Annotated in this window: 8 protein-coding genes and 1 pseudogene; 7 read left to right on the top strand and 2 right to left on the bottom strand. The window is 65.3% G+C overall.

The window, feature by feature from the left end; translation table 11 throughout:
* The first annotated feature begins 81 nt into the window (after nucleotides 1-81).
* From scpB to truB, 7 genes and pseudogenes are all read left to right on the top strand, one after another.
* Nucleotides 82-1,134 (top strand): SMC-Scp complex subunit ScpB, encoded by a 1,053-nt coding sequence (scpB, locus tag CYJ10_RS27705; protein ID WP_101684644.1) that lies wholly within the window; start codon nucleotides 82-84, stop codon nucleotides 1,132-1,134.
* Nucleotides 1,109-3,099, top strand: a pseudogene (gene rluB / locus CYJ10_RS27710) (23S rRNA pseudouridine(2605) synthase RluB). The gene scpB and the pseudogene rluB overlap by 26 nt, the downstream one beginning before the upstream one ends.
* 329 nt (nucleotides 3,100-3,428) lie before the next feature.
* A complete protein-coding gene (gene rimP / locus CYJ10_RS27715; RefSeq protein ID WP_101684645.1) occupies nucleotides 3,429-3,917 on the top strand; it encodes a ribosome maturation factor RimP in 489 nt (162 codons plus the stop codon).
* The gene (gene nusA / locus CYJ10_RS27720; protein WP_101684646.1) at nucleotides 3,914-5,389 is read left to right on the top strand and encodes a transcription termination factor NusA; all 1,476 of its coding nucleotides are present in this window, start codon (nucleotides 3,914-3,916) and stop codon (nucleotides 5,387-5,389) included. Before rimP ends, nusA begins: the two co-directional genes overlap by 4 nt.
* A gap of 84 nt (nucleotides 5,390-5,473) precedes the next feature.
* Entirely contained in the window at nucleotides 5,474-8,407 is a 2,934-nt protein-coding gene (gene infB / locus CYJ10_RS27725) for a translation initiation factor IF-2 (protein ID WP_101684647.1), read from the top strand.
* Between the two features lie 68 nt (nucleotides 8,408-8,475).
* A complete protein-coding gene (rbfA, locus tag CYJ10_RS27730; protein WP_101684648.1) occupies nucleotides 8,476-8,847 on the top strand; it encodes a 30S ribosome-binding factor RbfA in 372 nt (123 codons plus the stop codon).
* A 69-nt stretch (nucleotides 8,848-8,916) separates the two neighbouring features.
* Entirely contained in the window at nucleotides 8,917-9,858 is a 942-nt protein-coding gene (truB, locus tag CYJ10_RS27735; protein ID WP_101684649.1) for a tRNA pseudouridine(55) synthase TruB, read from the top strand.
* Between the two features lie 101 nt (nucleotides 9,859-9,959).
* On the opposite strand, the gene CYJ10_RS27740 is transcribed toward truB, so the two are convergent.
* Together CYJ10_RS27740 and CYJ10_RS27745 are read right to left on the bottom strand one after the other, a co-directional pair.
* Nucleotides 9,960-11,567, bottom strand: a complete 1,608-nt coding sequence (locus tag CYJ10_RS27740; protein WP_101684650.1) for a DHA2 family efflux MFS transporter permease subunit — start codon at nucleotides 11,565-11,567, stop codon at nucleotides 9,960-9,962.
* Nucleotides 11,568-11,612: 45 nt separating this feature from the next.
* Nucleotides 11,613-12,860 (bottom strand): HlyD family secretion protein, encoded by a 1,248-nt coding sequence (locus CYJ10_RS27745; RefSeq protein ID WP_101684651.1) that lies wholly within the window; start codon nucleotides 12,858-12,860, stop codon nucleotides 11,613-11,615.
* Nucleotides 12,861-12,885 lie beyond the last annotated feature (25 nt).

Below are 12,885 nucleotides of genomic sequence, written 5' to 3' on the forward strand. Positions count from 1 at the left end.
TTCGGCCTCGCTGTATCTGCAATCTCCAGTGCTCCGGGATTCGTCCGGGAACAGGTGCAAAGACAGGCTGCACGCAATCACATGAATACCCAAGAGGCGAAGATCGTCCTCGAGACCGCGCTGATCTGTGCGCAGGAACCGCTGCGCGTTGGCGATCTGCGACGGTTGTTTGCCGACGACGTCGGTGCCGACACGATCCGGGTGCTGCTCGAGGAACTGCGGCAGGACTGGCAGCCGCGCGGGGTTGAACTCGTGGCGCTGGCCAGTGGCTGGCGCTTCCAGAGCCGCCCCGAGATGCGGGAATTCCTCGATCGGCTGAATCCCGAAAAGCCGCCCAAGTACTCGCGTGCCGTCATGGAAACCCTGGCGATCATCGCGTATCGCCAGCCTGTCACCCGTGGCGATATCGAGGAAATCCGGGGCGTGACGGTCAGCACGGAGGTGGTGAAGAAACTCGAGGATCGCAGCTGGATCGAAGTTATTGGCCATCGCGATGTGCCGGGGCGCCCGGCGTTGTATGCGACGACCAAGGCGTTCCTGGATGATCTTGGCCTGCGTTCGCTGGACGAACTTCCGCCGCTGGAAGATGCCCAGGCGCAGGCGCAGGCGGCGCTGCTGGAGCAGCAGGCCATCGATTTTGAAGAAATAGCTACGGCCAACCCGCCGGCTGGCGATGAAGAGGCGTTTGCCGAATCGGCTGCGGGCGTTACAGCCGAGGCTGTCGGACAGGGCGAGGTTGCCGAGCCTGCGCAGGCAACCGGCCCGGTTGAGTCTGCCGAGCCAGCAGAGTTTGTCGTGGCCAGCGAAGCGGCAGATATGCCCGAGCCGGCCGAGGCCGGCGAAGGTGTAGCGGCAGGTGCAGAGCCAGAAGAGCGCGCTGATGCCGAATCTGTGCCGCATGACGCAGGGCATGTCGCCCTGAGCGAGGAAGTCGCCGACGGCGACGCCTCCGAAGACGATATCAGCGCCGCCCGGACGCCTGAAGATGACGGGCTGGACGACGCGCCGGTGGCTTATGCCAACGGCTTCCACATGGACACCGGGGCGCTCGAAGCAGCGCCCGCCGAGCCTGCGGCCCGGGATGGCGATACGCCGTTCCCGACCGAGGATGACGACGAGCGGGTGTCCAACTGAACAACATGCAACATCGATAGTGAGTACTTTGTCTGATTCCGCTGAGCAAGACGTCCGCCAGCCGGACGTGCCGGGTGACACCGGCGCCCCCGATACGGGAAATGACGCCGACGGCGCGCCGCGCCGCAAGGGGCTCCGCCGCGGTTTGCGCAATCTGGTGGCTTCGCGCCGCCAGTCCGCGCAGGATCGGGATGGAGGCCGTGCGGATGGCGATGCCCCGGCGCAGGCCGAGGCTGGCGATAGCGCCCAGCCGGCCGCACCGCGTGGCCGTGGCCGCCGCAAGCCGGCGCCTGCCGCTGATGCGGGCGCTCCCGAGGCACGGCAGGCCGAGGGCGGAGACGCCCAGGCCCAGCCCGGCCAGCGCAAGCGCCGCCAGCAACCGCAGCGCAAGGCGGCGCTGGTCGACGGCGACAACAAGCCGGCGGCTGAGCAGGTGGGCAAGCGCAATCGCAATGGACAGCGCAAGAATCAGGCGGGTGCTGGCAAGCAGGGCGCCCGCGGCGAACAGCAGCAGGGCGTCCGTGGCGAACAGCGTCAGGGCGGCAGGGCGGCAAGAGTGCCGCGCCCAAGGCCGCCGGCGGTGCCGAGGACCTGTTCCGCTTCGTGATCTCCGAGCAGTTCGATGAGGAAGACACGATCGTGCCGCGCACCAAGGCCAAGCCGGTGCGCGAACTGACATCGGATGACGATGCGCCGAAGCTGCACAAGGTGCTGGCCGAAGGTGGTCTGGGCTCGCGCCGCGAGATGGAAGAGCTGATCCTGCAGGGCCGGGTGTCCGTCAACGGCCTGCCTGCGCACATTGGCCAGCGTATCCTGCCGACCGACCAGGTCCGCGTGAACGGCAAGCTGATCCACCGCAAGGTATCGACCAAGCCGCCGCGCGTGCTGCTGTATCACAAGCCGTCCGGCGAGATCGTCAGCCAGTCGGATCCGGAAGGCCGTCCGACCGTGTTCGACAGCCTGCCGCGCATCAAGAACGGGAAGTGGGTGGCGGTGGGTCGCCTGGACTTCAACACCGAAGGCCTGCTGATCTTCACCACGTCTGGTGATATCGCCAACCGTTTCATGCACCCGCGCTATGGCGTGGAGCGTGAGTATGCGGTGCGTACGCTGGGCGAACTGGCGGAAGCCGATCGCCAGGCCCTGTTGCACGGCATCCAGCTTGACGATGGCGAGGCCAACTTCCTGCGCATCGCCGATGGCGGTGGCGAGGGTGTGAACCAGTGGTATCACGTGGCGCTGACAGAAGGCCGGAACCGCGAAGTGCGACGGATGTTCGAGGCCGTCGGGCTGACCGTGTCGCGCCTGATCCGTACTCGCTACGGCCAGTTCCTGCTGCCGCGTGGTCTCAAGCGCGGTCGCTGGCAAGAGCTGGAAGGCGCGGACGTGCGCAACCTGATGGCCAATATCGGCCTGAAGGCGCCGGCCAAAAGCGAACAGGGCGGCGGCAAGGGCGTGACCAAGGTGGGCGGCCGCAAGGCGCGCACCGAAGCCGCCATTGCGGGCATGCCGATGCACACGGGCATGGACGGTCTGCCGCGCTTTGAAAAAGCCAGTGGCGTTCGCGGTGGCGGTGGCAACAACGCCGGCCGCGGTCAGCCCGACCCGATGCAGACGTCGATGGGTTACATCCCGTCAGGCCCAGCACCGCTGACATCGCATACGACGAAATTCGGCGGTGGCATGGGCGGTGCCGGCGGTATGCGCGGCGCAGGCGGCATGCGTGGCGCGGCTGGCGGCAAGGGTGCCGGTGGCGGCCGTGGTGGTCGTGGTGGCGCGGGTGGCAATCTCGGCAATGCCGGGATTGCTGGAAACGCCGGCGGTAATCGCCAGCGTCGCGGTGGTGGCGGCGATGTCAACGGCAATGTGATGCCGAAGGCCGCCAAGGGCGGCGCGGGTGGCGGTGCTGGCGGTGGCGGCGGCAATCGCCGGCCACGCGGCGGTGGTCGGGGCGGCCAACGCTGATACGGAAGGGGCCGAAGCCGGAAAAGTCCGGTGATCGGCCTGTTCTGGCGCGGAGTCCAGTTGGCTTTTGCCTTTTAGACATTATCCGCGTATAATCAAAGTCTATTCAAAAGTATCATCCTCGCGAGGATGGGCGAATGATGGGCATTGCGCCCATTTTTTTTTGGTTCGCCCATTTGTGCTTGCGGCCGGATTGCGTCACACGGCGCACCCGGTTTCATGAGGATGATAGGCAGGCAGGGCTTACAGGCCGTTTCGGAACCTCGATTTCAGAACGTTGTGTTGTCCGATGTCTGCCAAGGTATTGAGAGTCACTACTTGGGAATACAGTGCATCTGGCAGATTTGATCGAAACCACCCTTAACGGCATGGGCTACGAGTTGGTTGAGCTTGAGCGTGCCCCGGCCGGACTTCTGCGTGTCTATATCGATCAGCCTGAAACCGGCATCGTCATTGAGGATTGCGAGAAGGTCAGCCGACAGCTTACGCACGTGCTGATGGTCGAGAACGTCGACTACGAGCGCCTCGAAGTGTCGTCGCCCGGCCTGGACCGTCCGCTCAAGAAGTTGGCCGACTTTGCCCGCTTCGCCGGTGAGGAAGCCAGAGTCACGCTGCGCCTGCCGGTCAACGGCCAGAAGAATTTCGTCGGCATCCTGCGTGAACCCGCAGGCGAGGCCGGAGCCGAGAAGGTCGGCCTGGAATTCGAGGGCAAGGATGGCCCGGCACTGCTGGAATTCGCCATATCCGATGTCGACAAGGCCCGTCTGGTGCCTGTGATCGACTTCAAGGGAAATCAAAGAAAAGGGAACAAGCAATGAGCCGCGAAGTTCTGTTGCTCGTCGATGCGCTAGCGCGCGAGAAGAACGTCGACAAGGATGTGGTCTACGGTGCGCTGGAGGCCGCGCTGGCCTCCGCGACCAAGAAGCGTTTCGAGGAAGACGTGGATATCCGCGTTCATATCGACCGTGAATCCGGAGAGCACGAAACGTTCCGCCGCTGGCTTGTCGTCCCCGACGAACAGGGCCTGCAGGAACCGGACAAGGAAATTCTGCTGTTCGAGGCCCGCGAGCAGAGCGCCGATATCCAGCTGGATGATTTCATCGAAGAGCAGATCGAATCGGTGGAGTTCGGCCGCATCGGCGCGCAGGCCGCCAAGCAGGTGATCCTGCAGCGTATCCGTGACGCCGAGCGCGAGCAGATCCTGAACGACTATCTGGATCGCGGTGAGAAGATCATGACCGGTACGGTCAAGCGCGCCGACAAGAAGGGCCTGATCGTTGAATCGGGCCGGGTGGAAGCGCTGCTGGCCCGCGACCAGATCATTCCGAAGGAAAACCTGCGCACCGGCGACCGTGTGCGCGCGTACATCCTGAATGTGGACCGCGCCGCGCGTGGCCCGCAGATCGAACTGTCGCGTACCGCGCCCGAGTTCCTGATCAAGCTCTTCGAGAACGAAGTGCCCGAGATGGAAGAGGGGCTGCTGGAAATCAAGGCGGCCGCCCGCGATCCGGGCGTGCGCGCCAAGATCGCCGTGGTGGCGCATGACAAGCGCATCGATCCGATCGGCACCTGCGTGGGCGTGCGTGGCACGCGCGTCACGGCAGTGCGTAACGAGATTGGCGGCGAGGCCGTAGACATCGTACTGTGGTCGGAAGACCCGGCGCAGTTCGTGATTGGCGCGCTGGCACCGGCACAGGTGCAGTCGATCGTGGTCGACGAAGAGAAACACAGCATGGACGTGGTGGTCGACGAGGAAAACCTCGCTGTCTCCATCGGCCGTAGTGGTCAGAATGTGCGCCTGGCGTCGGAACTGACCGGCTGGCAGATCAACATCATGACGCAGGAAGAATCGGCGCAGAAGCAGGCCGAGGAAAGCGAAGTGGTGCGCAAGTTGTTCATGGCCAAGCTGGACGTGGACGAGGAAGTGGCGGACATCCTGATCGAGGAAGGCTTCTCCACGCTGGAAGAAGTGGCCTACGTGCCCATCAGTGAAATGATGGAAATCGAGGCCTTCGACGAGGACACCGTCAACGAGCTGCGCAACCGCGCCCGCGATGCGCTGCTGACGATGGAACTGGCCCGGGAAGAAAAGGTGGAAGAGGTGTCGCAGGATCTGCGTTCGCTCGACGGCCTGACCCCCGAGCTGATCGGCAAATTGGCCGAAGGCAACATCCACACGCGTGACGACCTGGCCGAACTGGCCGTGGACGAGCTGGTCGAAATGGCCGGCGTTGGCGAGGATGAAGCCAAGGCGCTGATCATGAAAGCACGGGAACATTGGTTTAACTGAGGGACACGTCCGGGTTTGACGCCCGGACGCGCTTTCCGCACACGAATTGTCCCGACGTAGAAACCGAGCATTGAAAGGGTTTGAATGGCAAGCACAACAGTTGCCCAACTGGCCGCAGAACTGAGCCGCAGCCCTGCTGCACTGCTGGAACAATTGCAGGCAGCTGGGGTGGGCAAGGCGACGCCTGAAGACATCGTTAACGAATCGGACAAGACCCGACTGCTGGATTACCTGAAGCGGTCGCACGGTCAGGCTGATGACAGCGCACGCAAGAAAATTACGTTGACCAAGCGCGAAACGTCCGAAATCCGTCAATCCGACTCCACCGGCAAGACCCGCACGGTGCAGGTCGAGGTGCGCAAGAAGCGCGTGCTGATCAAGCGCGACGAAGCCGAATCGCACGACGACGGTGCCGACGACCAGGCAGCCGAAGCGGCAGCCGAGCAGGCGCGTCGCGACGAGGAACAACGCCGCGAGCAGACCGAGGCGCTGGCACGTCAGGAAGCCGAGGCCCAGGCAGCCCGCGAGGCGGCCGAGCGCGAGGAATCCGAGCGCCGCGCCAAGCAGGAAGCCCTGGAGGCCGAGCAGCGCCGCCAGGCCGAACTGCTGGCCCAGAAGGCTGCCGAGGAAGCCGCTGCCGCCCTGGCAGCCTCCGACGCCGCCGAGGAAACCGCGCGCAAGAAGGCTGAAGAAGACAAGGCACGTCTGGCTACCGAACGCGCCCAGGCGCAGAAGAACGCCGACGACGCCAAGGCTGCCGCCGACAAGGCCCGCGCCGAGCAGGACAGCGCCAAGGCTGCTGCCGACAAGGCTCGTGCCGAGCAGGACGCCGCCGCCCGCCGCCGCCGGGAAGCCGCCGAAGCCGAGGCTCGTGCCATCCAGCAGATGCTGAATGCGCCGCCCCGCGTGCTGAAGGCGCCGTCGGAGCGCAAGGCCGAGGAAAAGAAGGCCGAGCAGACCGGCACGCTGCACAAGCCGGTGAAGCCGGCTGGCACCGAAGTCAAGAAGGACGAGAAGAAGACGGCCGCCGCGCCGGCTGCCACGACGACCACTGCCACCGCTGACAAGAAGGGTGGCAAGGGCAAGACCGGCAACTGGCAGGACGATAGCCGTGGCAAGGGCAAGGGCGGTGGCCTGAAGACGCGCGGCGATTCGTCGGGCGGTACCGGCGGCTGGCGCAGTGGCTCGCGTGGCCGTGGCGGCAAGCAGCATGGTGACGACGGCCGCAGCAACTTCCAGGCGCCGACCGAACCGGTGGTGCGCGAAGTGCACGTGCCCGAGACCGTCTCCGTGGCCGATCTGGCTCACAAGATGGCTGTCAAGGCATCCGAGGTCATCAAGCAGATGATGAAGCTCGGCCAGATGGTGACGATCAACCAGGTGCTGGACCAGGAAACCGCCATGATCGTGGTGGAAGAAATGGGCCACAAGGCGTACGCCGCCAAGCTGGACGATCCGGAAGCGCTGCTGCTGGTGACGGAAGGCGAAGAGCACACCGATGCCGAACAGCTGCCGCGTCCGCCGGTGGTGACCGTGATGGGTCACGTCGACCACGGCAAGACCTCGCTGCTGGATTACATCCGCCGCACGAAGGTTGCCGCGGGCGAAGCCGGTGGCATTACGCAGCACATTGGCGCGTACCACGTCGAAACCGACCGTGGCGTGATCACGTTCCTGGATACCCCGGGTCACGAGGCCTTCACGGCCATGCGTGCCCGTGGTGCCAAGGCTACCGACATCGTCATCCTGGTGGTGGCGGCCGACGACGGCGTGATGCCGCAGACCAAGGAAGCGATTGCGCACGCCAAGGCTGCCGGTGTGCCGATCGTGGTGGCCATTACCAAGGTGGACAAGCCCGAAGCCAACCCGGACCGCGTCAAGCAGGAACTGGTGGCCGAGCAGGTCTTGCCGGAAGAGTACGGTGGCGAATCGCCGTTCGTGCCGGTGTCGGCCAAGAGCGGTCAGGGCATCGACGATCTGCTCGAGAACGTGCTGCTGCAGGCTGAAGTGCTGGAGCTGCGTGCTCCGGTGGACGCGCCGGCCAAGGGCCTGGTCGTGGAAGCCCAGCTCGACAAGGGCAAGGGCCCGATCGCGACCATCCTGGTGAGCAGCGGTACGCTCAAGCGCGGCGATGTCGTGCTGGCAGGCAGTGCCTATGGCCGCGTGCGCGCCATGCTGGACGAAAATGGCAAGCCGGCCAAGGAAGCTGGTCCGTCGATCCCGGTGGAAATCCAGGGTCTGTCGGAAGTGCCCGCCGCTGGTGAAGAAGTGCTGGTGCTGCCGGACGAGCGCAAGGCGCGTGAAATCGCACTGTTCCGTCAGGGCAAGTTCCGCGACGTGAAGCTGGCCAAGCAGCAGGCGGCCAAGCTGGAAACGATGCTCGAGCAGATGACCGAGGGCGAAGTCCAGACGCTGCCGCTGATCGTGAAGGCCGACGTGCAAGGTTCGCAGGAAGCACTGGTGCAGTCGCTGCAGAAGCTGTCGACCGCCGAAGTGCGCGTGCAGATCGTGCACGGTGGCGTGGGTGGCATCTCCGAGTCGGACGTCAACCTGGCCACGGCCTCGAAGGCTGTGATCATCGGCTTCAACGTGCGTGCCGACTCCGGTGCGCGCAAGCTGGCCGAGCACAACGGCATCGACATCCGCTACTACAACATCATTTACGATGCTGTGGACGAGATCAAGGCGGCCATGTCGGGCATGCTGGCGCCGGAGAAGCGCGAGACCACGATCGGTCAGGTGGAAGTCCGCCAGGTCTTCCGCGTGCCGAAGGTGGGTGCGGTGGCTGGCTGTATGGTCACCGACGGCCTCGTCAAGCGGAACTCGATGGTGCGCGTGCTGCGCAACAACGTGGTCATCCACTCTGGCGAACTCGACTCGCTCAAGCGTTTCAAGGACGACGTCAAGGAAGTGAAGCAGGGCTTCGAGTGCGGTCTGTCGATCAAGAACTTCAACGATGTTCAAGAAGGCGACCAGCTCGAGGTGTACGAAATCACCGAGGTGGCGCGTACGCTGTAAGGCGATACGCAAGAACGGCAGGCTCCGGCCTGCCGTTTTCACATCATCGGTAAAGCAAAAAGTTTTGCATGGCCAAGAAAGGCAATATCTCTTCCCGTAATTTGCGCCTGTCCGACCAGATCCAGAAGGAACTGGCCGAGATGATCCAGCGCGAGCTCCGCGATCCGCGCCTGGGGCTGGTTACGCTGCAGTCGGTGTCGCTGACGCCCGACTACGCGCACGCCAAGGTCTATTTCACGGTGCTCGGCGCCGAGCCCGAGGTGGCGGCCGGCATCCTCAAGGAAAAGGCGGGCTACCTGCATTCGCTGCTGTTCAAGCGCCTGCACATCCATACCGTGCCGACGCTGCACTTCCACCACGATACGTCGGTGGAGCATGCGATCGAGATGTCGAAGCTGATCAACGAAGCCAATTCGACGCGCGCCAAGGGCGACGAATAAGGCATCGGCGTCTTGCCGTTTTCTCGCGAGCCGGCCTCCGGGCCGGCGCCGCAAACCTCTTCCCCCGCAATGACCGATTCCCAAGCCAACCGTCCGCCCCGGCTGCCGCGCCGTGACGTGCATGGCGTGCTGCTGCTAGACAAGCCGCTGGGCCTGTCGTCCAACGATGCGCTGGTGCGCGCCAAGCGCCTGCTGCGCGCGAACAAGGCCGGCCATACCGGTACGCTCGATCCGCTGGCCACCGGCCTGTTGCCGCTGTGCTTTGGCGAGGCCACCAAGTTCTCGCAGGATCTGCTCGAAGCCGACAAGACCTACGAAGCCGTGGTGCGCCTGGGCGCCACCACGACCACCGGGGATGCGGAGGGCGAAATCGTCAGCGAACGTCCGGTAACCTGCGACCGTGCGGCACTGGATGCGGCGATCGTGCGTTTCACGGGCGATATCGAACAGGTGCCGCCGATGTACTCGGCGCTGAAGAAGGACGGCAAGCCGCTCTACGAATATGCGCGGGCGGGGCAGACCGTGGAGCGCGCGGCGCGCCAGGTGACCATCCACGCGATCACGCTGCTCGATGTCGATCTGGAAAATAGCCGTTTTACGATGCGTGTGACGTGCAGCAAGGGCACGTATATCCGTACGCTGGCCGAAGATATCGGCGAGGCGCTGGGCTGCGGCGCCCATCTGACGGGGCTGCGGCGCACTGGCGTGGGCGACCTGACGTTGGACGGGGCCGTGACGCTGGAGCAGATCGACGCGCATGCCGACGACGTCCGGCCCGCGCTGCTGGCGCCGGTGGACGCGTTGTTGCAGCGCTGCACGCCCGTGCATCTGGATGCGGCTTCGGCCGCCCGCTTCGTGCAGGGCCAGCGTATTGCGCGCCGCGATCTGTCCGAGGGCCAGGTACCGGAAGAGGGCGCCCTGGGCCGCGTCTATGGCGACGATGGCCGGCTGCTTGGCGTGGCGCGAATGAGGGAAGGGGCCTTGCGGCCGGAGCGGCTCGTAAAACTCTGAGTTTTTGGGCGGCGCTCAAGCCACCTCCCCAGCGGCAGGGGCCAAAGAGAAAGGGCATCGATCTGAATCGATGCCCTTTTTTCATGCCGGGTGCCGGACGGTCAGTGTGCGCCGGCCGCGTCGGCGGCACCGCCGCCTTTGGCGCGCTTGGTCAGCCAGACAAAGACGATCAGCGCGATGAACAGCACGCCCGAGATCCAGAAGATGTCGTTGGCGCCCAGCATCGACGCCTGCAACGAGATGTTCCGCTCGATCAGCCCGATGGCCTGCATCTTGGACATGCCCAAGCTCATCAGGTGGTCGAGCTGCGCCTGGTACGCCGGGTTGTACGGGTTGATCTGCTCCACCAGCTGCGCGTGATGCAGCGCCGAGCGGTTTTCCCAGACCGTGGTCGAAATCGACGCCCCGATCGCACCGAACGTGATCCGCACGAAGTTCGACAGGCCCGAGGCTGCAGGGATCTTCTCGGGCGGCTGGCCCGACAGGATGATCGACGTCAGCGGGATGAAGAACATCGCCATCGCCGCGCCCTGGATCAGCGTGGGAATCACCAGCGCGCGGGTGTCCACGCCCGTGGTGAACCCGGCCCGCATGAAGCTGACCGCGCCAAAGGTGATGAACGCCGTGGTAGCCACCCAGCGCGCGTCGACCTTCGGCAGCACGCGGCCGATGATCGGTGACAGGATGATGGCGAAGATGCCCACGGGCGCTGTCACCAGGCCGGCATCGGTGGCGGTGTAGCCGACGATGGTCTGCAGCCACAGCGGCAGGATCACGAGGTTGCCGAAGAACAGGCCGTAGGCTACCGAGATCGCCACCACCCCAGCCGCGAAGTTGCGGCCCTTGAACAGGTGGATGTCGACGATCGGATGCTTCTCGTAAAGCTCCCAGCACAGGAAAAACAGGAAGCCGACCACGGCGGTCACGCCCAACGCCACGATCACGCCCGAATGGAACCAGTCGAGTTCCTTGCCCTTGTCCAGCATCAGCTGCATCGAGCCGACCCAGATCACCAGCAGTGCCAGCCCGATGCGGTCGATCGGCAGCATCTTGGTGGGCGTTTCACGCTCGCGGTAGATCGACCAGGTGACCCAGGCCGTCACGATCCCGATCGGCACGTTGATGTAGAAGATCCACGGCCAGGTCATGTTGTCGGAGATCCAGCCGCCCAGCAGCGGCCCCATGATGGGCGCCACCAGCGTGGTCATGCCCCATAGCGCCAGGGCCATCGAACTCTTGGCGGGTGGATAGCTGGCCAGCAGCAGCGCCTGCGACAGCGGAATCATCGGGCCGGCCACGGCCCCTTGCAGCACGCGGGCGGCCAGCAGCGTTTCCAGGTTGGGCGCCACGCCGCACAGCCACGACGACACCACGAACAGCAGGATCGACAGCACGAACAGCCGCACCGCGCCAAAGCGCGTGGTCAGCCAGCCGGTGAGCGGCACCGAGATGGCGTTGGCGACGGCAAACGACGTGATGACCCAGGTGCCCTGGTTCGGCGACACACCAAGGTCGCCCGAGATGGCCGGGATCGACACGTTGGCGATCGACGAATCGAGCACGTTCATGAACGTGGCCAGCGACAGCGCGATGGTGCCCAGGATCAGCTTGCCGCCCGTGAGCGGCGGATGCGCGGCGGGGCGGGCGGGCGCCGGCTTCGGGGCCGGTGCCGCGCCGGCGTCCGGCGTTGCGGTGGTGGAATTTGCCATGGGCAGTCAGCCAGTCAGCCAGTCAGACAGGTCGGATCGGATCGATCAGGTACGGGCGGGCTTGGCCGCCGCACGTGCAGCCGCCGCGCTGGCCGCGCTTGCAGCACCCGCCGCACCCGGAGCCGGCGCGCGGCCGCCGTTGTTGACCGCGATGATGCGGGCGATCAGCGCATCGGCGTCTTCCGCCACCTTGTCGTAGACATCGGTCTGCAGCGGCTTGGCCGACTTGGCGTTGACCAGCGACGCGCCTTCTTCCTTGCGCACGTCGACCGTGACGTTCATCGACAGGCCCACGCGCAGCGGGTGGTCCTTCAGTTGCTGCGGGTCCAGGGCGATCCGCACCGGCAGGCGCTGCACCACCTTGATCCAGTTGCCGGTGGCGTTCTGCGCCGGCAGCAGCGAGAACGCGGCGCCGGTGCCGGCCGAGAAGCCTTCCACATGGCCCGTGTACTTGACCTTCGAGCCATAAAGGTCGGCTTCCAGCTCAACCGGCTGGCCGATCCGCATATGCGTGATCTGCACTTCCTTGAAGTTGGCGTCGACCCAGACCTGATCCAGCGGCACCACGGCCATCAGCGGCGTGCCGGCCGCCACGCGCTGGCCCACCTGGACCGAGCGCTTGGCCACGTAGCCCGTCACGGGCGCCGGCATCGTCGAGCGTGCGAACGCCAGATAGGCCGAGCGCAGGTTGGCGGCGGCGCGCTGCACGTTCGGGTGCTTTTCCACCGTCGTCTGGTCGGTCAGCACCTGGTTCGATGCCAGTTGTTCGCGGGCGGCAACCAGGGCCGATTCGGCGGCCTTCAGCGCGGTCTGGGCGTGGGCGATTTCCTCGCTCGACACGGCGCCCGAGCCGGCAATGGCCTGGCGGCGGCGCAGGTCGTCGCGGGCCTTGGCCACATCGGCGTCGCGCAGCGCCACCTGGGCGGACAGCGAGCCATTGTTCACGTACAGCGTGCGCACTTCGCGCACGGCCTGGGCCAGCTGGGCTTCGGCCTGCTCCATCGCCACCTGGGTGTCGGCGCGATCCAGCTGGATCAGCGGCTGGCCGGCGGTCACCAGTTGCGTATCGTCGGCGGCAATCGACACCACCGTGCCACCCACCAGCGGTGTGACCTGCACGACGTTGCCGGCGACATAGGCATCGTCGGTGTTCTCGAAATGACGGGCGTAAAGGCCCCAGTACAGGCCGTAGCCGATGCCGGCCACCACGACCGCGGCGGTCAGGGAAACGAGCAGGCGCTTGCGCTTGCCGTTGTTGTCGCCCGCGGGGGCTGCTTGCTGGTTGGTGCTCATGATTGGATCTCTCGAATCTCTGCGA

This window comes from Cupriavidus pauculus, from assembly GCF_002858765.1.
GTDB classification, from domain to species: domain Bacteria; phylum Pseudomonadota; class Gammaproteobacteria; order Burkholderiales; family Burkholderiaceae; genus Cupriavidus; species Cupriavidus pauculus_B.